The 23276-nt window shown below is 72.9% G+C and carries 19 protein-coding genes and 1 pseudogene; 8 read left to right on the forward strand and 12 right to left on the reverse strand.

The genetic code is table 11. The annotated features are described in order from the left end of the window. Positions 1-2: 2 nt before the first annotated feature. Complete coding sequence (locus tag JIAGA_RS0109540; RefSeq protein ID WP_084469598.1) at positions 3-1745, forward strand: bifunctional 3'-5' exonuclease/DNA polymerase; 1743 nt, start codon at positions 3-5, stop codon at positions 1743-1745. A gap of 42 nt (positions 1746-1787) precedes the next feature. On the opposite strand, the gene JIAGA_RS28750 is transcribed toward JIAGA_RS0109540, so the two are convergent. From JIAGA_RS28750 to JIAGA_RS28755, 3 genes are all read right to left on the reverse strand, one after another. Then, complete coding sequence (locus JIAGA_RS28750) at positions 1788-2099, reverse strand: TraR/DksA family transcriptional regulator (RefSeq protein ID WP_051425914.1); 312 nt, start codon at positions 2097-2099, stop codon at positions 1788-1790. Positions 2100-2205: 106 nt separating this feature from the next. Further along, positions 2206-2370 (reverse strand): hypothetical protein, encoded by a 165-nt coding sequence (locus tag JIAGA_RS34470; RefSeq protein ID WP_157552946.1) that lies wholly within the window; start codon positions 2368-2370, stop codon positions 2206-2208. Between the two features lie 83 nt (positions 2371-2453). Continuing rightward, on the reverse strand, positions 2454-4130 hold the full coding sequence (locus JIAGA_RS28755) for a C69 family dipeptidase (RefSeq protein ID WP_169738941.1): 1677 nt from the start codon (positions 4128-4130) through the stop codon (positions 2454-2456). Positions 4131-4556: 426 nt separating this feature from the next. On the opposite strand from JIAGA_RS28755, the pseudogene JIAGA_RS36110 reads away from it, so the two are divergent. Further along, positions 4557-5724: pseudogene (locus tag JIAGA_RS36110) on the forward strand (epoxide hydrolase family protein). 74 nt (positions 5725-5798) lie between these two features. Here JIAGA_RS36110 and JIAGA_RS0109565 read toward each other — a convergent pair. Together JIAGA_RS0109565 and JIAGA_RS0109570 are read right to left on the reverse strand one after the other, a co-directional pair. Then, positions 5799-8051, reverse strand: coding sequence for a ligand-binding sensor domain-containing protein (locus JIAGA_RS0109565; RefSeq protein ID WP_157552949.1), 2253 nt, complete (start codon positions 8049-8051; stop codon positions 5799-5801). Between the two features lie 97 nt (positions 8052-8148). Further along, complete coding sequence (locus JIAGA_RS0109570; RefSeq protein WP_026875478.1) at positions 8149-8988, reverse strand: helix-turn-helix domain-containing GNAT family N-acetyltransferase; 840 nt, start codon at positions 8986-8988, stop codon at positions 8149-8151. Positions 8989-9090: 102 nt separating this feature from the next. On the opposite strand from JIAGA_RS0109570, the gene JIAGA_RS0109575 reads away from it, so the two are divergent. After that, on the forward strand, positions 9091-10419 hold the full coding sequence (locus JIAGA_RS0109575; RefSeq protein WP_026875479.1) for an FAD-dependent oxidoreductase: 1329 nt from the start codon (positions 9091-9093) through the stop codon (positions 10417-10419). 10 nt (positions 10420-10429) lie between these two features. Continuing rightward, on the forward strand, positions 10430-11038 hold the full coding sequence (locus tag JIAGA_RS32990) for a DUF1707 SHOCT-like domain-containing protein (RefSeq protein WP_051425915.1): 609 nt from the start codon (positions 10430-10432) through the stop codon (positions 11036-11038). A 17-nt stretch (positions 11039-11055) separates the two neighbouring features. Here JIAGA_RS32990 and JIAGA_RS0109585 read toward each other — a convergent pair whose 3' ends face one another. The 3 genes from JIAGA_RS0109585 to JIAGA_RS0109595 form a co-directional block, all read right to left on the reverse strand. Next, positions 11056-11859, reverse strand: coding sequence for an anti-sigma factor (locus JIAGA_RS0109585; protein WP_035812330.1), 804 nt, complete (start codon positions 11857-11859; stop codon positions 11056-11058). Continuing rightward, positions 11856-12449 carry an ECF RNA polymerase sigma factor SigK gene (gene sigK / locus JIAGA_RS0109590; RefSeq protein WP_051425916.1) on the reverse strand — a complete coding sequence of 198 codons (594 nt, stop codon included), beginning with the start codon at positions 12447-12449 and terminating at the stop codon, positions 11856-11858. The genes JIAGA_RS0109585 and sigK overlap by 4 nt, the downstream gene beginning before the upstream one ends. A 100-nt stretch (positions 12450-12549) precedes the next feature. After that, on the reverse strand, positions 12550-13872 hold the full coding sequence (locus JIAGA_RS0109595; RefSeq protein ID WP_026875482.1) for a cryptochrome/photolyase family protein: 1323 nt from the start codon (positions 13870-13872) through the stop codon (positions 12550-12552). A gap of 81 nt (positions 13873-13953) precedes the next feature. Here JIAGA_RS0109595 and JIAGA_RS0109600 point away from each other — a divergent pair, with 81 nt between their 5' ends. Further along, positions 13954-15405 (forward strand): SDR family oxidoreductase, encoded by a 1452-nt coding sequence (locus JIAGA_RS0109600; RefSeq protein ID WP_026875483.1) that lies wholly within the window; start codon positions 13954-13956, stop codon positions 15403-15405. Positions 15406-15447: 42 nt separating this feature from the next. Here JIAGA_RS0109600 and JIAGA_RS0109605 read toward each other — a convergent pair whose 3' ends face one another. Continuing rightward, the gene (locus JIAGA_RS0109605; RefSeq protein WP_026875484.1) at positions 15448-17523 is read right to left on the reverse strand and encodes an MMPL family transporter; all 2076 of its coding nucleotides are present in this window, start codon (positions 17521-17523) and stop codon (positions 15448-15450) included. 112 nt (positions 17524-17635) lie between these two features. On the opposite strand from JIAGA_RS0109605, the gene JIAGA_RS0109610 reads away from it, so the two are divergent. From JIAGA_RS0109610 to JIAGA_RS0109620, 3 genes are read left to right on the forward strand one after another with little or no spacing between them, the layout of a single operon-like run. Continuing rightward, positions 17636-18148 carry an O-acetyl-ADP-ribose deacetylase gene (locus JIAGA_RS0109610; RefSeq protein WP_026875485.1) on the forward strand — a complete coding sequence of 171 codons (513 nt, stop codon included), beginning with the start codon at positions 17636-17638 and terminating at the stop codon, positions 18146-18148. A 34-nt stretch (positions 18149-18182) separates the two neighbouring features. Continuing rightward, the gene (locus JIAGA_RS0109615) at positions 18183-19199 is read left to right on the forward strand and encodes an aldo/keto reductase (RefSeq protein ID WP_211239591.1); all 1017 of its coding nucleotides are present in this window, start codon (positions 18183-18185) and stop codon (positions 19197-19199) included. Between the two features lie 3 nt (positions 19200-19202). Next, positions 19203-19568 (forward strand): L-rhamnose mutarotase, encoded by a 366-nt coding sequence (locus tag JIAGA_RS0109620; protein WP_026875487.1) that lies wholly within the window; start codon positions 19203-19205, stop codon positions 19566-19568. A gap of 34 nt (positions 19569-19602) precedes the next feature. Here JIAGA_RS0109620 and JIAGA_RS0109625 read toward each other — a convergent pair whose 3' ends face one another. From JIAGA_RS0109625 to JIAGA_RS34940, 3 genes are all read right to left on the reverse strand, one after another. Continuing rightward, positions 19603-20280, reverse strand: a complete 678-nt coding sequence (locus tag JIAGA_RS0109625; protein ID WP_035813841.1) for a fasciclin domain-containing protein — start codon at positions 20278-20280, stop codon at positions 19603-19605. A 68-nt stretch (positions 20281-20348) separates the two neighbouring features. Further along, entirely contained in the window at positions 20349-21926 is a 1578-nt protein-coding gene (locus tag JIAGA_RS0109630) for a molybdopterin-dependent oxidoreductase (RefSeq protein ID WP_026875489.1), read from the reverse strand. Between the two features lie 524 nt (positions 21927-22450). After that, a partial coding sequence (locus JIAGA_RS34940) for an HNH endonuclease signature motif containing protein (protein WP_169738850.1) occupies positions 22451-23276 on the reverse strand: 826 nt, incomplete at its 5' end.

Here is a 23276-nt window from a genome sequence, read left to right on the forward strand (position 1 = left end):
GGGTGCAGCCTGTCGTCGCCCCTGAGCCCGGTGACGCCGTGCGTGTGGTCGGGCTGGACGTGCCCGGCGGCGAGCGGCGGGTCGCGGCCGGAGGGCTGGCCGCCGTGGTGCGCGACGCCGAAGCCACGGCAGCGGTCCGGCCGCGGTGGACGTGGGACGACACCAATCGGTGGTATCCGGCACTGCTGGCTGCGGGAGTGCGGGTGGAACGCGCGCACGACCTGCGGCTCGCGCACCGGATCCTGCGGCAGTCGGCGGTGGCGGCGTGGCCGTCGCCGGACGGTGCCCCGCCCGGTCCGTGGGACATGCTGGCGCCAGTGCCGCTGACCACCGCGGCGGCCGTGGCGGCGCGGGACGAACCGGCCACGTTGTTCGCCGACCTGGCGCCGGCGGAGGCGACCCCCGAGCTGGATCCGTTCGCGGAGCTCGACGCCCAGAACGCCGCCGTCGCGGGTTCGGCCGCGGCGGGACGGTTGCGGCTGCTCCTGGCGGCGGAGTCCGCGGGAGCCCTGGTGGCGGTCGAGATGTACCACGCCGGGCTGCCGTGGCGGGCCGACGTGCACGACGAGATCCTGACCGAGATCCTCGGGCCGCGGCCGCGGGCGGGTGAACGGCCGGCCCGGCTCGAGGACCTCGCCGTCCGGATCCGCGCCGCTCTGGAGGCGCCGGCCAGTCTCAACCCGGATTCCCCGCGCGATCTGCTCAAGGCGATGCAGTTGGCGGGCGTCGGTGCCCGGAGCCTGCGCAAATGGGAGCTGGAGCGGCTCGACCACCCGGTCGTCGCGCCGCTGCTGGAGTACAAGTCGTTGTACCGGCTGTTGACCGCCAACGGGTGGGCCTGGCTCGACGCCTGGGCGCGCGGCGGGCGGTTCCGCAGCGAATACGTCGTCGGCGGTGTCGTCACCGGGCGGTGGGCGTCGAGCGGCGGGGGAGCGCTGCAACTGCCGAAGAACGTACGCCGGGCGGTCGTCGCCGACCCCGGCTGGACCTTCGTCGTCGCCGACGCCGCGCAGCTCGAGCCGCGGGTGCTGGCGGCCATGGCCGGCGACGAAGCCATGGCCGCCGCGGGGCGTGGAGCTGACGGCAGCGGCGCGGACATGTACGCGGGCATCGTGGCCTCCGGCGCGGTCGAGACACGGGAGCTGGCCAAGGTCGGGATGCTCGGCGCGATGTACGGGGGAACCACCGGCTCCAGCGGCCAGGTGTTGCCGCGGCTGGCGAAGGCGTTTCCCCGTTCGCTGGCGTTCGTCGACGACGCCGCCCGGGCCGGGGAACGCGGTGAGGTGGTCACGACGCACCTGGGCCGCAGCTCGCCTCTGCCGGGCGCGGGCTGGCACGAGGCACAGTCCGGTGCCTACCAGGACGACGCCGGGGAGGACGAGGCGGCGCGGGCCAGGTCGTCCGCCCGGTCATGGGGCCGCTTCACCCGGAACTTCGTCGTGCAGGGAACGGCCGCCGAATGGGCCATGTGCTGGCTGGCGTCGATCCGGCGCCGGCTGTGGGCGTTGGGGCAGGCGCCCGGCGCCGACGGCACACTCGTGCCCCAACCGTTCGCGGCGCGTCCGCACCTCGCGCTCTTCCTGCACGACGAGGTCGTGATCCACACCCCGGCCAGCATGGCCGAGGCGGTCGCCGACGAGGTCCGCGCCGCCGCGGCCGAAGCGGGCGGGCTCCTGTTCGGCGACTTCCCGGTGCAGTTCCCGCTGAGTGTCGCCGTGGCCGACTGTTACGCCGACGCGAAATGAGTCGAGCGGTAGGCCGCGCCTGCCCGCCTGCCTGCCCGCCTGTCAGCGGCTGGCGCAGGTGACGCAGAGCCGCGTCCACGGCCGCAGCTCGAGCCGTTCGGGCGGGATGACGGCGCCGCATCGTTCGCAGCCGCCGAAGGTGCCGCGGGCCAGCCGGGCCTGGGCCGCCTCGACCTCGACGAGGATGCGGTGGACGCTGGCGCGATGCGCGGCGCCGGTGGGATCGCCGTCGCCGGCCGGCAGGGCGTCGAGCTGTCGCCGGCGGCTGTCCGCGGCCTCGGTCAGGGCGGCTTCGATGCGGGCCCTGGCGTCGGCGGGAATCGTGGCGTACGGGTCGTGTGTGTGAGTGTTCACTGTCCTGCCCTCGAGCGTGCGGAAGGGCGCGACCTGGTGCGAGCGGACGGCGCCAGGGCGCGCTGGAGTGCCGCGGCCGGAACGGCACGCGGTGGTCAGGGGGAGGTCAGGAACAGGCGGGCGGGGCGCGGTCGACGCTACGGCGCAGCACGTCGAGCCCGCGGACGCCGCGCGCGGTTTCGGCCAGTTCGAGGGCCAGCAGCGCCGGCCCGGAGAGCACGTGGGACGGCTCGGCCGTAGCCGTCTGCGTCGCCCCCCGCCCCTCGATCATGTGGGCACCATAGCAACGAACCACGGCCCCGGCCACGCGGCGGCTGGCGGCAGCCGTCCCGTGACCGGGGGAGTGAGGGTCCGTCAGCGTTTCGCGCCGCGCAGCCGCCACGTCGCCAGGACGCCGAGGAGCGCACCGGCCGCGACGCCGGCGATACCCCACAGCCAGCCGCGGTCGTCGCCGTCGCCCGCCGCTGCTGTCGCGGCCGGGTTCCCGGAGATGCGCGCGTCGTCGAAGTCCGGGACGTCCGCCGGGTCGCCGTACGAGCCGGCCCGGTCGAGCGTGGAGCCGTCGGTCCAGCCGCCGCCGGCGTCGCAGTTCATCCGGTCGCGCGCCGACACCCCGTCCATGGCCATCGACAGCGATCGCGCGGACGCCGTCGTGCCAACCGGGACCTCGACCTCCGGCACGCGCAGGCCGCCGTTCTCGCGGGAGAGGGCCAGGACGTCGTCGAGCAGATGGTTGCCGAGGGCGAGGCCGGCGAGCGCGCGGTCGTGCGTGTACGAGGTGAGCACGTCGGCGCCGTCGCCGCCCGCGGCGATCTCGTCGGCGGCCTCGGACTGCACGTCGCGCCAGTCCGCGAGGGACTGTGCCTCGAAGCCCTCGAGCGCCGCGGTGACCTCGGCGAGGTAGTCCTCGGGCCGTGAGCACGCCGCGTACATGAGGCGTTTGAACGTCTGCGTCGCGTACTCCGTGGCCTCCTGCTCCGCATACTCCGGCGACAGGTACGTCGATGACGCCTCCGCCGTGAGGTACCGGTGCTGGGTGTACTCGACGGGCAGGTCCTCGGTGCCGATCGCGATCGGGGTGTACGGAGCGGTCGCGGCCGCGGTGGGCGCCACCCACAGCGTCGCCAGCGACGGGTCGGCGAGGTCGCTGCGCAGCTCGGCGACGTGGCCGTAACCGGAGCGGTCGTCGGACCAGCGCGGGTCGCGCACGATCCGCATGACGTCCTCGAGCTTCACGGGGGCGAGCTTGGCGAACTCCTCCTCCAGCGAGACCGGGTTGCGGTACGGCGCGGGGTCCTCGGGGTCCGCGTCCTGCCCGACCGCGAACTCGGCCGTCGGGAACGGCTGGCCGTACACCTGTTGCAGGTCGAACGCGGCGTCCGTCGCCGGGTCGTACCAGCCCTGTTGCTGGGCGAACGAGACGAGGTTCGCGGAGCCGAGGAAGTCGGGGTCGGTGCCGTCGACGGCGCTGACCGGGAAGTCCTGGATGTATCCCGGGTAGGACACGCGGATCTCGTCCGGGCCGAGGCGTTCGGCCGCCCACAGGCCCGCGCCACCGGAGAACTCGATGAACACCCAGCCCTCGTTCTCGTCGGCGAACAGGTGCGAGTTGCCGCCGTACGTGCTGTAGCCGTACGTGTCGATGAGGTCGCCGAGAATCTCGACCGCCTCGCGGGCGCTGCTCGCGCGCTCCATCGCGATGCGCGACAGGTCCGAGTACTGCGGGCCGGTCTGGTCCGTGGGCGTCATGTCCCACAGTTCCTCGCGGGAGTTGGACCACACGTCGCGGGCCGCGACGTTCTTCTCGTTCAGCCCGCCGTTGGTCAGCGGCGCGGGGAAGCCGGCGAACTCGGAGTAGTTCGACGTGATGTAGCGGAATGTGTGCTCGACCTGCGGGATCTGCGACAGCTCGCCCGGCATGTCGGCCTCCGGCGTGACTCCGACGGTGATCGTCGACCCGGCCGGGTGGTCCTGCGCGGGCACAACCTCGACCCAGTGGCTCGACGGCTCGTGGCCGAACCCGCCGAGCATCGTGTGCCCGTCCTCGGTGAGGTCCTTGCCGACGTAGACGGCGAACGATTTGTCCGGCTCGTCGAATGTCTCCGCCGGCGACGGCGTGCCGGGGGACGCCGGGTCGGCGCCCGGGTCAGCGACGGCCGGGTCAGCGGCGGCCGGGGCAGCGGCGGTGGCGCCAGCGAGGATGAGTGCTGCGGCCGGCGCGAGCGCGGCGGCACGGAGCAGGCGGACGGGTCGGGATCCGGGCGGTCGTCGAAGCACGGCACTCCTGAGTTCGCGGGACGAGGACAGGACCGATCGACACTGACGGTCCCGTCTGTCCTATCAACGGGAGGCTGGGCTTTGACAAATGTCAGCGCGATTCCTACACGCGCGAGGACTTCTGTGGCCAGATTCACGCCGGTGGGTTCGGTGGAACGGCTCGTGCGTAGGGTGAGCTTCATGCCGGACACGCTTCCCCTCGTCGAGCCGTTCACTCAGCGGACCGACCCTGCGGCGCTCGACGACCTGCGCGCGCGGCTGCGTGCGACGCGCTGGCCGGACGCGCCCGAGGACGCCGGCTGGTCGCTCGGTGCCGACCTCGACTACCTGCGCGAGCTGGTGGCGTACTGGGCCGACGGGTTCGACTGGCCGGCGCGGGAAGCTGAGCTCGCCCGGTTTCCCCGCTTCCGCGTCCACCTCGATGGTCTCGGCGTCCATGTCGTGCATGCCCGGGCGGTCGCGCCGTCCGGGCCGGTGCTGCCGCTGGTGCTCAGCCACGGCTGGCCGGACTCGTCCTGGCGGTACCAGAAGGTCATCGCGCTGCTCACCGATCCGGGTGCGCACGGTGCGGACCCCGCTGACGCCTTCGACGTGGTGGTGCCGGACATGCCGGGCTTCGGGGTACTCCGATCGTCCGGCCGGCGCACCGCTGGACTCCGTCGCGGTCGCCGGCCTGTGGGCTCGGCTCATGAGCAGCCTGGGGTACGAGCGGTTCGGCGCTGCCGGTGGCGACATGGGCAGTCACGTGAGCCGTTACCTCGCGCTCGACCACCCCGATCGGGTCGTCGCCGTGCACCGCATGGATGGCGGACTGCCGGTCTTCGCCGGCGACCCGGCCGAACTGACCCCGCAGGAGCGGGCGTGGTTCGAGGAGGTGGCGTCATGGAGCGCGTCCGAGGGCGCCTACGCCGCGATTCATCGCACGAAGCCCCAGACTGCCGCGTTCGGGCTCACCGACTCGCCGGTCGGGCTCGCCGCGTGGATCGTCGAGAAGCTGCGCGCCTGGAGCGACTGCGACGGCGACATCGAGCGGCGCTTCACCAAGGACGAGGTCCTCACGAATGTCACCGTCTACTGGCTGACCGCGACCATCGGCTCGTCGATGCGCATGTATCGCGCGAACGCCGCCATCCCGCCGGCCCAGCTGGCCCGCCGGGTCGAGGTGCCCTCCGGGTTCTCGCTGTTCGGCGGCGACGTCGTCCGTCCGCCGCGGGCGTGGCTGGAACGCAACACGAACCTGGTGCGTTTGACGGAGCCCCCGCGCGGCGGGCACTTCGCGCCGTTCGAGGAGCCGGAGCTCTACGCGCAGGAGCTGCGCGAGTTCTTCCGCCCGTACCGGAATCTCTGAGGGCCTTGATCATGGCGCTGTTCGTCCTGCTGTAGCGACGAATGCAGCGCCATGATCAAGGTTCACCCGCGGTCCTAGTGCGAATAGCTGCCGAGCGGGGTGGAGTTCCAAGCGTCGTCGATCGCGCGGTACTCCACGGTCTGCCCCGAGCGCAGCAGGACCGGCCGGGTGTACTCGGTCCAGGCCCCGCCGTCCACGCGGACGTGGATCACCGGGGTGGCGTCCGTGTCGTCGGCGGCCCGCAGCCGGACGACGGCGGCGCGCGCCTGCGACGGGGTGACCGAGATGGAGATCTCCGGCGCGGTGGTGTCGTCCGGCAGCGGGTAGCGCAGCAGCCGGGTGGCCCCGCCGACGAGGTAGAGGTCGCCGTAGCGGTCCTGGGCGAGCTCGTGCAGCCGGTCGGCCGGGTCGTCGCTGTCGCCGCCGTACAGGGTGGTGACCTCCTCGGTGATCTGGTCGATCACGACGAGCCGGTTCGCGGTGGAGGCGAACAGGCGGCCGTGGTCGAACAGCAACCGGTGGTCGTCGCCGTAGCGGTCGGCGTCGGCGTCGGGGTCGGTGCCCGGTGCGACGTCGATGGTGCGGATCGTCTCGCGGGACTCCAGGTCGAACTCGAAGACGGTGGAGTTCCCGGCGATGCCCCACAGGTGGCCGTCGGCGTCGAGGGCGAGGCCGGAGACCGTCGGCTCACCCGGCACCGGGGCGACCTCCCACAACGTCTGGCCGGTCGCCGGGTCCCAGGCGAACAACAGGCCTTCCTCCGTCACCGGGTCCACGCCGTAACCGCCCTGGATGGACGTGCCGCCGAGCAGGACGCCGTCGTGCTCGACGAGCGACACCGGAGTCTGATTCTCGATGACGTTGCGGAACACCTCGTGGGTGCCGGCGTCGGGCTGCCAGAGCGTGATGGCGCCGCCGTGCCGGCCGCCGGTCGGCACCGAGGCGACCGCGACGGTGCCGGGTTGCGACGTGAGCTCGACGAACGACTGCGGGCGGCTCTGCTCATCGCCGATCACCAGCGGATTGGCCGGGTTGCTGCCGCTCTGCCAGGGCTGCGACGGGTCGTAGTGGTACAGCGAGCCCTGCGGGTAGCGGCCGAAGACGAGGGTGTCGCCGAACGTGCCGAAGCCCTCGACCTGGCTGGTGCCGGTGAGCAGCTCGAAGCCGTCCCCGTCCGGGTTGTAGCGGCCCATGCCGGGCGGGCTGAGGTAGGCGCCGGTGTAGATGTTCCCGTCCGGCCCGGCGCCGAGGCTGATGATCTGGGCGCCGGCGCCGAGCAGCTGCGGGACCTGGTACGAGGACTTGCCGGTGGCCGGGTTGAAGGCGTAGGTGCGGCCCTCGTTCCAGTAGGTGAGCGCCAGCCACGGGCCGGTGCCGTCGCGGTCGATCCAGCCCCAGGACTCCGGCGCCGCGCCCGGCCGCCAGCTGGTGGCGGTGCGCTGGCGGGTGGTCAGGTCGTACCGGGTCACGGTGCCGCCGAGGCGCAGGTAGACGCTGTTGGGGTCGTCGGGGTGCGGCTGCGACACCCGCGCGCTGGCGTTCGTGAACCGGTCCACCCACTCACCGGTGTCGACGTTCAGCACGTGCATGTTCGCGGTGCTGACGAACAGCAGGTTGGCCCGCAGATCGAGCGCGGTGATGTTGTTGGCCGAGTGCCCCGCCGGCATCTCGATCTCGGTGAACTGACCGCCGGCCCGGTCGTACTCCAGCAGCCGGGCGTTCGACTCGGTGCCGACGTAGACGGTGTCGCCGGCCGGTTCGATCGACTTGATGTACTGCTCACCCTCGGCGGCCTGGCCGTGGTCGGTGATCTCGAGGGTGTCGGGGTCCATCGAGTACAGCCGGCCGCCCGGGTAGGTGCCGAACCAGACGGTGTTCTCGTGGTCGACGGCCATCGACCAGACCCGCTGGCCCTCGGGGGCGGGCCCGAGGTACTCGACCTCGGTGCCGCCCGGCACGTAGCGGTAGAGGTGGCTGATGTCGGAGGTGGCGAAGTAGATGGTGCCGTCGACGGGGGACTGGCCGAGCGTGCGCTGGCTGGAGTTGCCGTAGGGCACCCGGGTCTGCAGCACGTTCTCGTTGGTGCGCAGGTCGACAACGGTGAACTCCGCCGTCGTCGTCGGATTCCCGGACACCACGTAGTAACCCAGCGGCGTACCGTCCGGTGCTTCGCCGATCGCGGAGCTGAGTGTCTGGACCTTGTGCACCGGCTCGCCGAGGTCGACGACGGGGCTGTCGTCGGCCTCCGCGGCGTTCCCGGCCGATGTCCCGGCCATCACCATGGCCACTGCCGCCGCGGCGGCCATGACACGTGGAGCTCTCACCATGTCGATCCCCTCTGCGTCCTTGACGAATTTGGGAGCAGACCGAAATCTAGCGCCATGTCACGATTCGCGCGAGCCCCCGTCCGGACGGCGGAGACGATCAGTCGGCGCGGCGGCGCTCGAGGGTGACGGTGTCGTGCCAGACGCCGTCACGTTGGGCGATGCGTTCGCGGATGCCGACGGTGCGGTATCCGCCCTGGTGGTGCAGGGCGAGGCTGGCCCGGTTCTCGGTGAAGATCGAGGTCTGCAGCGTCCAGAGGCCGTCACTGTCGGCGGCGGTGACCTGCCGGTGCAACAGGGCCTTGCCGACGCCGCGGCCGCGGTAGTCCTGGTCGACGTAGATGGACGTCTCGCCGACGCCGCGATAGCACTCGCGGTCGGACACGGGGGAGACGGAGGTCCAGCCGACGACGTCGCCGTCGATCTCGGCGACCCAGCGGTGCCCGGGTAGCCAGCGCGCCGCGAGCCGGCTGCTGGGCGGCACGGAGGTCTCGAAGGTGGCGAGGCCGGTGGCGATGCCGTCGCCGTAGATGCGCCGCACGGCCGGCCAGTCCTCCTCGCGCAGCTCCCGGATCGTGACGTCGGCCGGCACGTCGTCGGGGCAGGAGGGCCGCGTCGCGCCGGTGACACCCATGACGACGTCGGCCATGTGCGGCAGCCCCGTGCAGCACGCTTCGTTGACGGTGACCCTGGTACTGGTGCCCACCCGTTCGACGTGGACGAACCCGACGTCGGCGAGCTTGCGGACGTGGTGGGAGCAGGTGGACTGGCTGACGCCGAGCAGCCCGGCGAGCTCACCGACGGTCATGCCTCCGGCCGCGGTGGCCACGGCGTGCAGGACGCGGACGCGGGTCGGGTCGGCCAGGCAGGCGAAGCACTCGGCGTAGTCCGCGGCGGCCCCGGCCTGGAGCAGCTGCGGCGGGGCGGCGGTGGTCGTCATGCCGGGAGTTTATCGATCGTTGTCGATGGTTGTCAGCGTCGGAGGCGGCGGATATGGTCGGCTCGGCAAGCATCGACAGGTATCGATGAAGGAGATCCGGTCATGACGTACCCGGTCGTGGTGGTCGGCGCAGGCCCGATAGGGCTCGCGGCGGCGGCCGAGCTGGTGGAGCGCGAGGTCGACGTCGTGGTGTTGGAGCAGGGCGACGCCGCCGGCCGCGCGGTCTCGGAATGGGGACACGTGCGGTTGTTCTCGCCGTGGCGGGAGCTGGTGGCGCCGGCGGCTGCTCGCCTGCTGGAGCGGGCCGGGTGGGCCCGTCCCGCGGCGGACCGGTACCCCACCGGCGCGGAGTGGGCCAGCCAGTACCTCCGGCCGCTGGCCGCGGCTCTGGGGGAGCGGGTGCGGTTCGGTGCCGAGGTCGTCGGCGTGGCCCGCCGCGGCCGCGACCGGGTGGTTGACGCCGGCCGCGACACCGAGCCGCTGACCGTTCACCTGCGGCTGTCCGACGGGCGCGAGGTGCGGGTGCTCGCCCGCGGCGTGGTCGACGCGTCGGGCACCTGGGGCTCTCCCAACCCCATCGGCGGCGACGGGCTGCCCGCGCTCGGCGAGGCGGCGGCCGCCGGGACGGGGCGGTTGAGCTACCGCGGCCCCGACCTGTCGCTCCCCGAGGTGCGGGGGCGCTTCGCCGGCCGCCACGTCGTCGTCGCCGGTAGCGGCCACTCCGCCCAGACCGCTCTCGTCGCGTTGGCGCGGCTGGCGGAGGAGGTCGACGGCACCACGGTGACCTGGGTGGTGCGCCGGGGCAGCGTCGGCGACACCTTCGGTGGGGGCGACGCCGACCAGCTGCCCGCCCGTGGCGCGCTGGGGCAGCGGGCCCGGCAGGCTGTCGAGGCCGGCCGGGTGCGGGTGGTGACCGGCTTCCGCACCGAGGCCGTCGAGCCGCTGCCCGGCGGCCGGCTGCGGTTGACGTCCGTGGACGGGCACACCGTCGACGACGTCGACCGGGTGGTCGTGCTGACCGGGATGCGCCCGGACCTGTCCTGGCTCTCCGAGCTGCGGCTCGAGCTCGACGCCACCTTGCAGGCACCGGTGAAGCTGGCTCCCATGATCGACCCGAACGTCCACTCCTGCGGCAGCGTCGCGCCGCATGGCGTGGCCGAGCTCGCCCACCCCGAACCAGGCGTCTACCTGGCCGGGATGAAGAGCTACGGCCGGGCGCCGACGTTCCTGGCGTTGGCCGGCTACGAGCAGGTCAGGAGCATCGCCGCGGACCTGGCCGGGGACCGCGCCGCTGCCCGGCGGGTGGAGCTGACGCTGCCGGAATCCGGCGTCTGCGGCGGCTCCGGAGACTACGACGGCGACGGCGGCGGGTGCTGCGGGACCCCGGCCGGCCCGGAGATCCTCACGCTCGACCCACCGGCGCGTCGATAGAGTCGACGCCATGGTCGACAGCAACTCCGACGAGCGGCGTGCCCTGCAACGCGTCTCCGACGCCGACCGGGAGAGCGTGGCCGAGCGGGTCCGCGCCGCCGCGTCGGACGGGCGGCTCGGCCTGGACGAACTGGACGAGCGGCTCGGCGCGGCCCTCGCGGCGCGCACCCACGGCGAGTTGAGCGCCGTCGTCGCCGACCTCGGTGACGACGACACCAGTGCGCCGGTCGCGAAGCGCGACCCGGAGGTCATCTCGGCCCAGGGTTCGAACGTGGAACGAGTCGGCCGCTGGGTGGTGCCCGAACGCCTGACGGTGCCGGTCTCGATGTCGTCGGTCGTGCTGGATTTCATGGAGGCGACCTTCACCGGCCGGGAATGTCACGTGACGGTCGACCTGTCGGCTGCCAGCCTGAACATCGTGGTGCCCGACGACATCGCCGTCGAGGTGAACGCCGAACCGTCGATGTCCAGCGTCAACCTTCGGCGTCACGATCACCCGGTGTCGCCGCGCGTGGTGGTGCGTGTCGACGGCGAGCTCAGCGCCAGCAGCATGAACGTCTCCGGGCCGGGCTGGTGGCGGCGCCGGAAGCTGCGCAAGGCGGCGAAGCGCGCGCGGTGACATCCGGCCGGCGGGTGTCAGGCCGGCAGCTCGATCATCATGACGGGGTCGGACGTGGGCTCGGACGACCCACCATCCGGCTCGATCGTGATGCCCATTCGCTCCACGCCGGCCAGCCCGCGCGCCGTCACCGGTCCGACGTGGCCGTCCGGCGGACTGCCCAGGACACCGGCCGACACCACCACACCGTCTTCGTGCATGAGCCAGAGCTGGTAGGTGTGGTCTTCCGGCGCCGGAGCCATGCCGTCGCCGACGAAGACGGCGAGGTCCAGCGACCGGGCCACCAGGACGGTGCCCCGGCTCCCGCCGTCGCCGACACGCACCATCTCCATGTCCTCGGCCTCGACCAGCTGACGCATCTGTGCGCCGATCTGCTCGGAGCGGTCGAGCTCGTCCTGAACGGTGTCCAGCCGCACCCCCAGCGCGACGATGCCGGCGAGCAGGGCCGCCACCAGCCCGGTGGCCACCTTCGGCCACCAGCGGCGGATCGCGCTGACGTTGCCGTCGTCAGGAAGGAGGGCGCCGGGCCGGGCGTCGCCGTTGAGCGCGCCGTCGCTCCGGCCGGCGGCCTGCTCGACCGGCGGGAGCGGCCGCACCTGCGCGATGCGGGACATGACGTCCTGGCGCATCCGGGCCGGTGGTACGACGGCAGCGGCCGAGCCGAGCCGGGCGGCGGTTTCGCGCAGCTCCGCGACCTCGGTGCGGCAGTCCGGGCAACGGTCCAGGTGTGCCTCGAACCGTCGCGCCTCCTCCGGGGGCAAGGCGTGTACGGCGTACGGCGCAGCCAGCGTGTGGATGTCGGCGTCCTCGTGCCTGGTCATCGACCCGCCCCCATGCAGTCGCGCAAGCGGATCAGGCCGTCGCGCAGCCGTGTCTTGACGGTGCCTAGCGGGGTTCGCAGCAGCTGCGCGACCTCGCTGTAGGTGTAGCCGTCGTAATACGCGAGCGACACGGACTCGCGCTGCAGCTCGGTCAGCGACTGCAGGCAGCGGCGGACCTGCTCACGCTCCACGGTCGACTCGACCTCGTCGGCAACCTGGTCGTACGGCCGGTCGTCGTCGCGGCGGGCCACGCGCTCCTCGCGGTCGCTCTCGGCCTGGGCGTGCCGGACCCGGTCGACGGCGCGCCGGTGCGCGATGGTCATGATCCAGCCGCGGGCGCTGCCCCGCTCGGGCGAGTACCGCGCCGAGGTCCGCCAGATCTCCACCAGGACGTCCTGTGCGACCTCTTCGGCCTGGGCGCGGTTGCGGATGACCGTGGTCGCCACCCCGAGCACCGGCCCGGCCATGCTGTCGTAGACCTGCTCGAACGCCGCAGTGTCGCCGCGCGCACAGCGGCCGAGGAGCTGTTCGAGCCGATCAGCCGGCCCGGGTTCCGGCTGTCCGGCCGGCACCGATCGCAACGTCACCATGCAGCGCCCTCCGCTGTCCGCACCCTCATCGTCTCACCCGGAGGTGTCGCCCCCGGCTGTCCTGAGTTCGTCGCCGTCGCCGATCCGGATTGGTCCAGCCTCAGATGTCGATCAGCGGGTCCGGGTAGTCCAGCGCTTCGCGCCGGGCGGCGGGTAGCGTCCACGGCGTGTGCACGGCGGCGCCTTCGACGCCGGCCAGTTCGGGGACGTACCGCCGGACGTAGCCGCCGTCCGGGTCGAACCGCTTGGCCTGCCGCAGCGGGTTCAGCACCCGGTTGGGGCGGGTGTCGTTGCCGGTGCCGGCCACCCACTGCCAATTGCCGGCGTTGTTGGCGATGTCGCCGTCGACCAGCCAGTGGAAGAAATGTGCGGCACCAGAGCGCCAGTCGATGCGCAGGTTCTTGGTCAGGAACGACGCCGTCACCAGCCGGGCCCGGTTGTGCATCCATCCCTCCCGCAGCAGCTGACGCATCCCGGCGTCCACGATCGGCACCCCGGTCTGGCCGCGCCGCCAGGCCTCGAGCGCACCGGCGTCGTCACGCCAGGCGATGTCCCTGTCGCGGTAATCGCGGCGGGCGATGGCGGGGAAGTCGGCCGTCACCTGGTGGTGGAAGTCGCGCCAGGCGAGCTGGCGCACCTGGCCGGGGGAGCACTGGGCCAGCCGGTTCGCCACCTCCAGCGGCGAGACGCAGCCGAAGTGCAGGTACGGACTGAGCCGGGAGGTGCGGTCACCGGCCAGGTCGTCGAGGTCGGGCTCGCCGTCCCCGGCGCGGCGCACCGCGGCGTCGAGCAGGCGCCGGCCAGCCGTCTCGCCGCCTGCCGGCAGCTCCGGCGAGGCGTCGCCGTCCACCAGCTCCGACGGAGACGGCAGCCGGCCGACCTGGTCCAGCGCGCCGGTGCTGATCGCGCCCGGCGCGCTCAGCTGGTCGCGCCACCTCGCGGCATCCCAGGCTCGCCAGTACGGCGTGAACACCCGGTAGTGTCCGCCGCCCGCCGGGACGAGCTCGCCCGGCGGCACGACCGTGACGCCCGGATAGGCGCGGAAACGCACCCGTTCGGCCGCGCAGGCCGCGGCCAGCGCGCGCTCCCGGCGCCGGGCGTACCCGACGTCGGCGCTGCACACCACCGCCGTCGCCGCTGTCTCCCGGACCACCGCCAGCGTCTCCTCGACCACGTCGCCACGGCGCAGCACCAGGTCACCGCCACACTCGCGCAACGCTTCCCGCAGCTCGGCCAGCGCGCCGGCCAGGAACGCGGCCCGGTTCGGCGCGGCGAACGGGCCGGCCAGGATCGCGTCGTCCAGCACGAACAGCGGCACCACCCGGTCGGCGTGCTCGCAGGCGGCCGCGAGGGCCGGGTGATCGTGGACCCGAAGGTCGCGGGTGAACAGCACCACGGCCGCCCGGGTGTCTCGATCGCTCACGTGGGGGTCCTCCTCGTCGACGGTCCCGGTACCCGAAGGGGTTCGCAGCCAACGCCGCCGCGGATGGGGTAAGGCCACCACATGCGCGTCCTCGTGGCCGGGGCAACCGGCTATCTCGGCAGCCGGCTCGTGCCGCGGCTGCTCGCCGGGCACACCGTGCGCTGCCTGGCGCGCGACCCCGGCAAGCTGCGCGACGTTCCATGGGCGCCCGATGTGGAGGTCGTCCGGGGCGACGTCCTGGATCGCGACGGCGTGCGGCGGGCGGCCGAAGCCGTCGACGTCCTGTACTACCTGGTGCACTCGATGAATACCCGCGGCTTCGCGGACCTCGACCGGCGGGCCGCTGAGTCGGTCGCGGCCGCCGCCGGCGACGCGGGACTGCGGCGCGTCGTCTACCTCGGCGGGCTGCACCCGGCCGGTGGCCAGGGGCTCTCGGCCCACCTGGCATCGCGGGCCGAGGTCGGGCGCATCTTCCTCGACGGTCCGGTGCCGGCGATCGTGCTGCAAGCCGGCGTGGTCATCGGGTCCGGGTCGGCGAGCTTCGAGATGCTGCGCTACCTGACCGAACGCCTGCCGGTCAGCGTGACGCCGCGGTGGGTGCACACCCGGACCCAGCCGATCGCGGTGCGCGACGTGCTCGCGTACCTCGTCGCGGCCGCGGACCTCCCGGGAGCGCCGAACCGGACGTTCGACATCGGCGGCCCGGACGTGCTGACGTACGCGGACATGATGCGCGGGTATGCCCGGGTGGCCGGTCTGCCGCGCCGGGTGATCGTGCCTGTGCCGCTGCTGACGCCCCGGCTGTCCGGGCAGTGGGTGAATCTCGTGACGCCGGTGCCGCGGTCGATCGCGATGCCGCTCATCGAATCGCTCGAGCACGAGGCCGTCTGCACCGAGGACGACCTGCGCGCGCTCCTGCCCACTCCGGCGACACCGACGCCGTACGAGCGGGCGGTCGAGTTGGCGCTGTTGCGCATCCGCGACGCCGACGTCGAGAGTCACTGGTCGGCGGCGTCGGCTGCCGGCGCGCCGGCGGACCCGCTGCCCACCGACCCCGCGTGGTCCGGTGGATCGGTCCGCACCGACGAGCGGTCAGTGCGATGCGACGTCCCGCCGCAGCGGCTGTGGGAGGTGGTGGAGGGCATCGGCGGCGAGCACGGGTGGTACTCGTTCCCGCTGGCCTGGGCGGTGCGCGGGTGGCTGGACCGGCTCGCCGGCGGCGTGGGACTGCGGCGCGGCCGCCGGCACCCGGCGCGGCTGCAGCTCGGCGACGCCCTGGACTGGTGGCGGGTCGAGGAGCTCGACCGCGGCCGGAGGTTGCGGTTGCGCGCGGAGATGAAGGTGCCGGGACGGGCCTGGCTGGAGATCACCGTGACCCCGGACGGAGCCGGGTCGCTCTACCGGCAGCGCGCCGTCTTCGTACCCCACGGATTGGCCGGCCAACTGTACTGGTGGGCGGTGTGGCCGTTCCACGGGATCGTCTTCGGCGGTATGGCCCGCAACATCACCGGCGCCGCTCGCGATTCGCAGTGATCGAAGGTTCCCGGTCGCCACCGCCGAAGTCAGGCGGCGCCGCTAGCCGTCGCCTGCGCCGCGGCCGCCGAGCCGCCGCGACGGCCACCACACCCGCGACCCGAGGTCGTAGGCCAGTGCCGGCACCAGCAGTGAGCGCACCACGAACGTGTCCAGCAGCACGCCGAACGCGACCAGGAACGCGATCTGCGCCAGGAACAGGATCGGGATGACCGCCAGTGCCGAGAACGTCGCCGCCAGGACCAGGCCCGCGGAGGTGATGACGCCGCCGGTGACGGCCAGGCCGCGCAGCACCCCGGGCCGGGTGCCCAGCTCGAGCGACTCCTCCCGCACCCGGCTCATCAGGAAGATGTTGTAGTCGATGCCGAGCGCCACCAGGAACACGAACGCGAACAGCGGCACGCCCGGGTCGGCGCCCGGCCAGCCGAGGACCTGGTCGAAGACGAGTGCCGCCACGCCGAGTGTCGCACCGAAACTCAGTACGACCGTCAGGACCAGCAGCACCGGCGCCAGCACCGAGCGCAGCAGCACGATCAGCACCAGCAGGATGACCACGAGCACGATCGGGATGATGACGGTGCGGTCCCGGGCGGAGATCTCGTTGCTGTCCAGCAGTTCCGCGGTTCGGCCGCCGACCAGGACGTCGGAGCTCACATCGTCCAGGGCGGTGCGCAGTTCGCGGACGGTGCCGATCGCGGCGTCGCCGTCGGCGGCGTCGGTGAGGGTCGCCTCGATGATCACCCGGTCGTCCGGAGTGTCGGCGGGTGCGGCATCGCTGATGCCGTTCGTTGCGGTGACGATCCCGACCACCGCCTCCGTGTCGGCGGCGTCGGCGACCACCACCACCGGCGAACCGGACCCGCCGGGATAGTGCCGGCTCAGCGCCTCCTGGCCGGCCACCGCCTCGACCCGGTCGAGGAAGAGGTCGGTCTCGGACACCCCGTCGGCCTCGAACATCGGCACCAGCGCGGCCAGTGCGGCGAGCGCCACGGTGACGCCGACCCAGATCGGTCGCGGCCGCCGGGCCACCAGCCGGGCCACCCCACCCCACAGGCCGCGCCGGGCTTCCGGCGCCTCGTCCTCGACAGAGCCGCGACCCGGGCGAGCCGGCCGGAACGGCCAGAACGCCGCCCGGCCGAGCAGCGCCAGCACCGCGGGCAGGAACGTCAGAGCCACCAGCAGCGAGGCACCGATGCCCAGCGCCGCGACCGGACCGAGGCTGCGGTTGGAGTTGAGGTCGGAGAGCAGCAGGCAGAGCACCCCGGCGATGACCGTGCCACCGGAGGCGAGGATCGGCCCGGCGGCCCGGCGCAGCGCCGTCGCCATCGCGGCGAAGCGGTCGTCCTGCTGGCTGAGCTGCTCGCGGTAGCGGGCCACCAACAGCAGCGCGTAGTCGGTCGCGGCGCCGACCACGAGAATCGACATGATGCCCTGACTCTGCCCGTTCAGCGTGAGGGTGCCGGCGTCGGCGAGCTGATAGACCGCCCAGGCCGCGAGGCCGAGCCCGAACAGCGCCGACAGCAGCACCACGATCGGCAGCACCGGGCTGCGGTAGACCACCAGCAGGATCACCAGCACTACGGACAGCGCCACCACCAGCAGGACGCCGTCGATGCCGCTGAAGGCCGACCCCAGGTCCGCCGCGAAGCCGGCCGGGCCGGTCACGTACACCGCTCCGCCTCCGATGCCGGCGACGGCGCCGCGGGTCTCCTCGACTACGGCGTCGACCTCGGGCCCGCCGTCGGTGCCGATCGGAACGAAGGCGGTCAACGCCTCGCCGTCCTCGGCCGGGATCGGCGGACTGACCTCGCCGGCGACCCCGGGCAGCTCGGCGACCGCGGCCAGCTGGGCGGCCGCGTCGGACGTCGTGGCGGCCGCCGTGGCGTCGACGTCCTCCCAGATCACGACCGCCGGAATGGTGTCGTCGTCGCTACTCGCGGCGCGGGCCTCGGCAACCTCGGTGGATTCCGCGCTGGACGGCAGGAAGGCCGCGTTGTCGTTCTCGGAGACCTCCGAGAGCTTGCCCGCGAACGGCCCGCCGACGGACCCCACCGTCAGCCAGACGATCACGAGCGCGGCTGGGAGAAGCCAACGCCACCGCGTGGCGGATAGGGACATGGATGCAACTCCTATCGGCCGGATGGTGCGGGAAATGGCGACGGCCGCGCGGATCCGGTTCCGTGCCCGACGACCGTACCCGGGGCTGTGCGTGGTCTGCGACGATGGCGGCATGGTGTCGGTCGAGGTGGTCCGCGGTGACATCACCGCAGAGAACGTGGACGCGATCGTGAACGCCGCCAACTCGTCGCTGCGCGGCGGGGGCGGCGTCGACGGGGCCATTCACCGGGCCGCGGGGCCGCGGCTGGCCGAGGCCGGTGGCGCGCTGGCGCCGTGCCCGCCGGGTGCGGCGGTGGCCACCCCGGCCTTCGATCTCGACCCGCCGATCCGCCACGTCATCCACACCGTCGGCCCGGTCTGGCACGGCGGGACCCGCGGCGAGCCCGAACTCCTGGCCTCCTGCTACCGCGCCAGCCTGCGCGTGGCCGACGAACTCGGTGCCCGCAGCGTCGCCTTCCCGGCCATCTCCACCGGCGTCTACGGCTACCCGCCGGATGCGGCCGCCCGGATCGCCGTCGACACAGTCCTGACCACCCCCACCGAGGTGGAACGGGTCCGCCTGGTCGCCTTCGGTGCCGATACCTACGAGCTCCTGAGCGCCGCCCTGCGGTCCCGGACCGAGTGAGCACCACCTGGAGCGGCGTGAGAAGGTGGCGGGCGTGCTGACAGGGCGGCGACCGTTCGGACGTGGTGGACTCTCCGTCGGGCCGGTCGGCTACGGCGTCGCCGCGCTCGGCAACCTGTACCAGGCGCTGCCCGACGACGTGTGGCCGCGCTGTGTGCCGGCCGCGTGGGATGCCGGCGTGCGGTACTTCGACGTTGCGCCGCACTACGGGCTCGGGCTGGCCGAGGAACGGCTCGGGCAGGCTCTGGCCGGGCGGCCCCGGGACGAGCTGATCGTGTCGTCTAAGGTGGGCCGGCTCCTCGTGCCCAACGAGGATTACGCCGGCGAGCGCGACCCGGGCATGTTCGACGTACCCGCCACGCTGCGCCGGGTGCGCGACTACTCCCGCGACGGGGTGTTGCGTTCGCTCGAGAACACCCTGCGCCGCACCGGCCTCGACCGCATCGACGTGCTGTTCGTCCACGACCCCGACGACCACGAGCGCGAAGCCCTCGACGGTGCGTTCCCGGCATTGGAGGAGCTGCGCTCGCAGGACGTCATCCGCTCCTACGGTGCCGGCATGAACCAGTCGGCCATGCTGGCGCGGTTCGTCCGCGAGACGGATCTCGACATCGTCATGGTGGCGGGGCGCTACACGCTGCTCGACCAGAGCGCCCTGGACGACCTGCTGCCGTTGGCGGCCGAACGCGGCGTCTCCGTGGCCGCGGCCGGAGTGTTCAACTCCGGGCTGCTGGCCACGCCGCGGCCGGGGCCGGTCGCGCGCTACGACTACGCCCAGGCGTCGGCCGCGCTGGTGGAGCGGGCGCACCGCATCGCCGACATCGCCGAACGCCACGGCGCGACGCTTCCTGTGCTGGCGGCCCAGTTTCCGCTGGCACACCCGGCGGTCGCCACCGTCGTGCTCGGTGCCGACTCGCCGGAGCAGATCGTCAGCAACGCCGCCCTGGTCTCGGAGCCGCTCGACCCGCTGGTGTGGGCCGAACTGGCCGACGCGGGCCTGCTGCGCGCCGACGCACCGACCGCCGACTCCGTCACCGAAAGGATGGGATAGCCGATGCGAGTCGCCCTGCACTCCGTGCTGCGTCCGGGAGCCCGGCAAGACTACGAACGCGAGCACGACCGGATCCCGGCCGACCTCGTCGAGACGTTCGCCCGGATCGGTATCCACGACTGGACCATCTGGCGCAGCGGCGACCATCTGTTCCACCTCGTGGAGTGCGACGACTTCGACGCGGCGATGCGGGCGCTGGAGGACGACCCGGCGAACGCCCGCTGGCAGGCGCACATCGGACGGTTCGTCGACCGCTTCCTCTCCGCCGACGACGGTGACGGTGATGGCGGCGGTGCGCCAACGCCGATCCGGCCGGTCTGGGACCTGGGCGCGCAGCGCAGCGCCGGCAGCGCCCCCACGGAGCGCTGACCGACGCGGCACGGCGGGGGTCAGGCGAGTCACATCACATCGGCGGCATGAGCACGCCGTCGATCAGGTACACGGTCGCGTTGGCGGTGGTGACGCCGCCGCAGACGACACTGGCGTCGTTGACGGTCATCGCGTCCGGCGTCCCGGAGACGGTCACGGTGCCGCCCTGCACGGTGGTCTGCTCGCCGACAACCTGGTCCGGCGAGAGCTGACCAGGCACGACGTGATACGTCAGCACCGTCGTGAGCAGGCCGGCATCCGAGGCCAGTGTGTCCAGCGTCGCCTGATCGACCGCGGCGAACGCGTCGTCCACCGGGGCGAAGACGGTGAACTCGTCGCCGTTCAGGGTGTCGACGAGGTTCACCTCCGGGTTGAGCTGCCCGGTCACCGCGGCGGTCAGCGTGGTCAGGATCGGGTTGTTCGACGCGGCCACGGCGACCGGGTCGTCGGACATGCCCTCGACCGAGCCCTCGCCTTCCGGGACCGTCGAGGCGTAGTCGGCGCAGCCGGGGCCGACCGGGCCGGCCATCGCGTCGTCGGCCGGCGCGGTCTCGTCATCGGTGCTGTCGTCCTCGGGCGCCGCCGCGGCGGCGTCGTCGCCGGTGGCAGTGGAGTCGTCACCGTCGTCGCCACAGGCGGACAGGCCGAGGGCCAGGGCCGCAATGCTCGCGACGATCATGGGCGTGCGGGTCCGGCGGGTCAGGAGCTTCATGATGGTTCCCTCTCGATCACGGTCGATGTCGTGCACGGATGGTCGGGTCGTCGTCGGCGGAGGTCTGGTCAGCTCACGCGCACCACCACCGAATGCCAGCCGCTGGAGCCGTCCGGGAACGGCGGCGCCTGCTCGTCCGTCTGCAGGTCGCCCGTGCCGTCGGTGGCGCGGACGCGCAGCGTGTGGTTGCCCGGCTCGGCGTCCCACTCCCAGAACCACTGCCGCCACGTGTCGATCGAGGCTTCTGCGGCGAGCTCGGCGCGTTGCCAGTCGCCGTCGTCGACCCGCACCTCGACGGTTCTGACGCCCCGGTGCTGCGCCCACGCGACGCCGGCGACGACGTTCCGCCCGGATGGGAGATCGGCGAACGAGCCGGGTACGTCGATGCGCGACGCCGTCTTGATCGGCGCCCGATCGGCCCAGCCGCGGTCGGTCCAGTAGGCCGTCGCCCGATCGAACCGGGTGACTTCCAGGTCGGTCACCCACTTGGTGGCCGAGACGTAGCCGTACAGGCCGGGCACGACGAGCCGGGCAGGAAAGCCGTGCTCGAGCGGCAGCGGCTCGCCGTTCATGCCGATGGCCAGTATCGCGTCGCGGCCGTCGGTCAGGACGTCGAGCGGTGTGCTCGCGGTGAAACCGTCGACACTGGTGGACAGCAGCATGTCCGCGTCTCGGGCCGGGCCGGCCAGGGCCAGCAGGTCCGCCAGCGGGTAACCCAGCCAGACGGCATTGCCGGCGAGCTCGCCGCCGACCTCGTTCGACACGCAGGTGAGGGTGATCATCCGCTCGACCAGGTCGAGCCCGAGGACGTCGTCGAAGCCCAGGTCTACCTCGCGCTCGACCATGCCGTGGATGCGCAGCCGCCAGCCCGCCGGGTCGACCTTCGGGACGTCGAGCGCGGTGTCGACGCGGTAGAAGCCGGCGTTGGGTGTGCGGAACTCCGTGATCCCGTCGACATCGAGGGACACCGCGTCGGGCACCGCCGGCACCGGGTCGGCTGGCGCCGGCAGCCGCAGGGCATCGCGGGCCTCCCGCACCTCCTGCAGGGACGAGCCGAACCGACGCCCGCCGGCCGCCGTGAGCACCGCGAGCCCGGCGGCAGCCACCGTGAGCACCACGAACTGGCGGCGCCGCAGCCGCGCATCGGCCGCGGCGTCGAGCTCGTCCGGAGTGGACGCCATCGCCGGGTCCACGTCCGTGCGGCGCAGCCGGCCTACTAGCAGGGTGAGCGTCGCCGCGCCGGCCACGACCCCGAGCAGCGCCGGCAGCACGTACCCGGCCTGCGCGCCCGGCCGGTTCAGCGCCGCGGCGATCGCGACCGCTCCGAGCAGCGCCAGCAGTCCGACACCGGCCCGGCGCCTCCACAGCTCCAGCAGCCCACCGGCCATGGACGCCGCAGCCAGCACGGCACCCATGCCGATCAGCAGCACCAGCTTGTCGTCCTCGCCGAAGGTGCGGATGGCGAAGCTCTTCAGCCACTCCGGCGTCAGGTCGACGAAGGTGTTCCCGACGGCGAGGAACGGCGCCGCAGGCGGATCGACCGCGGCCGCGACCAGCTCACCGACTCCGAGGGTGAGTCCACCGGCCACTAGCCCGGCCAGTGCGGCCAGCCCCCGGGTACTCCACCGATGCGTTGTCGCGGTCATGCACGGTGTTCGTCGCGGATGGGCAGCCGGATTGGTCGGACCGTCAGATCATCCGTTCGACCGGTCCCGGCTGAGTAGTTCGAGTCCTCCCGGTCTCAGTCAGATACAGCCGCCCGGAACGGGCTGAGCGACGCCGTCTTGGCGGACATAGCAGGCGACCAGCCGTGGCACCGTCGGCGTCGGCGAGCGGCGGCCGGCCCGGACCAGCTCGTCTGCGTCGGCGGTGACGCCATGGTGGCCGAGGCAGTGGCCGGTGTCCGCGCCGGGCTGAGCGACGCGGCGGCAGCGACGGCTGCTGCGTGCAGGGCCCGCTGCGCTGAAAGCGGTGATGATGGACCGGCAGCTCAGGCGGTGGGACGGTGCTCGATCGTCGGGCATGGCGCTCCTCGTTGTCGCGGTGCTGCCGTGGGGGTCGGTGTCAGGGGTTCCGTGCGGAGTGCCTCTCGCTGTTCCGAAGGCGGACGAGAAGCGCTTTTGACCGCCACAGAGGCGCACGAGTCCGCCGGTCTCGGGTGCTGTCAGGTTCAGAAGGGTGGGGGTTCGGGTGGGGCTTGCGTTCCGGCGACGGGGCCGACGGCCTCGGGTTCGGCGGGGTAGGTGAAGCCGGCGGGGGTGGTCCAGGATCTGGTGCCGTCGCTGTGGGTGTGGATGGTGTGCCCGTGATGTGTCCGGTCGAGGTGATGGGTGCGGTGCAGGAGCCAGGTGTTGGCCGCGCCGGTGGTGCCGCCCTGGTGATACGGGATCACGTGGTCGATGTCGGTGTCGGTGCCGGGTCGGGCGCAGGTGGGGAAGCGGCAGGTGGTGTCGCGGGCGACGACGAACGCGGCCAGCGCGGCCGGCGGGGCATAGGTGGTGTGTCCGTATTCGAGGGCTTCGCCGGTCGCGGGGTCGGTGAGTAGGCGGCGAAGGGTGGCGTCGGCGGCGATGCGGCGGGCGGTGGTGGCGGTGATGGGGCCGTAGCCGTGGAGGTGGCCGGGTTGGTCGTCTGCGCCTGCGAGTGCGGTGATGGGGACCGTGACCAGGACGGTGGCGGCTCGGCCGCGTCGTTTTCCCAGCCGGAGCACGCTGTCGCTGTGAGCGTTCTGGGGGCCGTGAGCCGCGCTGGAGCGGTGGTCGTCGTGGCTGCCGCGCGTGTCGGCGTGGCTGGTAGTGCCGCTGTCGTTGGTGTCGTTGTGGCTGTTGTCGTCGTTGCTGGTGTCGGTGGTGTCGGTGGTGCCGGTGGGGCTTGCGCAGGTGGGGTGGCAGCAGCCGAGGTGGCCGAGGGTGAGGGCGGTCCAGCCCAGGCCGGTGAGGGTGTCGAAGCGGAGTTGGTCCAGGGTGCGCCGGTCGCCGTGTTTGCGGGCGCGGGTG

Origin of the sequence: Jiangella gansuensis DSM 44835 (genome assembly GCF_000515395.1) — a bacterium.
Lineage (GTDB): Bacteria > Actinomycetota > Actinomycetes > Jiangellales > Jiangellaceae > Jiangella > Jiangella gansuensis.

Bases quoted from the DNA above. Each gene is read 5' to 3' on its own strand.
- JIAGA_RS0109565 (WP_157552949.1), bottom strand. From the start codon at position 8,051: ATGGTGAGAGCTCCACGTGTCATGGCCGCCGCGGCGGCAGTGGCCATG.
- JIAGA_RS0109630 (WP_026875489.1), bottom strand. From the start codon at position 21,926: ATGACCGCGACAACGCATCGGTGGAGTACCCGGGGGCTGGCCGCACTG.
- sigK (WP_051425916.1), bottom strand. From the start codon at position 12,449: ATGGTGACGTTGCGATCGGTGCCGGCCGGACAGCCGGAACCCGGGCCG.
- JIAGA_RS0109575 (WP_026875479.1), top strand. From the start codon at position 9,091: ATGACGTACCCGGTCGTGGTGGTCGGCGCAGGCCCGATAGGGCTCGCG.
- JIAGA_RS34470 (WP_157552946.1), bottom strand. From the start codon at position 2,370: ATGATCGAGGGGCGGGGGGCGACGCAGACGGCTACGGCCGAGCCGTCC.
- JIAGA_RS0109610 (WP_026875485.1), top strand. From the start codon at position 17,636: ATGGTGTCGGTCGAGGTGGTCCGCGGTGACATCACCGCAGAGAACGTG.
- JIAGA_RS0109625 (WP_035813841.1), bottom strand. From the start codon at position 20,280: ATGAAGCTCCTGACCCGCCGGACCCGCACGCCCATGATCGTCGCGAGC.
- JIAGA_RS0109600 (WP_026875483.1), top strand. From the start codon at position 13,954: ATGCGCGTCCTCGTGGCCGGGGCAACCGGCTATCTCGGCAGCCGGCTC.
- JIAGA_RS0109570 (WP_026875478.1), bottom strand. From the start codon at position 8,988: ATGACGACCACCGCCGCCCCGCCGCAGCTGCTCCAGGCCGGGGCCGCC.
- JIAGA_RS28755 (WP_169738941.1), bottom strand. From the start codon at position 4,130: ATGCTCGGCGGGTTCGGCCACGAGCCGTCGAGCCACTGGGTCGAGGTT.
- JIAGA_RS0109585 (WP_035812330.1), bottom strand. From the start codon at position 11,859: ATGACCAGGCACGAGGACGCCGACATCCACACGCTGGCTGCGCCGTAC.
- JIAGA_RS0109620 (WP_026875487.1), top strand. From the start codon at position 19,203: ATGCGAGTCGCCCTGCACTCCGTGCTGCGTCCGGGAGCCCGGCAAGAC.
- JIAGA_RS0109605 (WP_026875484.1), bottom strand. From the start codon at position 17,523: ATGTCCCTATCCGCCACGCGGTGGCGTTGGCTTCTCCCAGCCGCGCTC.
- JIAGA_RS32990 (WP_051425915.1), top strand. From the start codon at position 10,430: ATGGTCGACAGCAACTCCGACGAGCGGCGTGCCCTGCAACGCGTCTCC.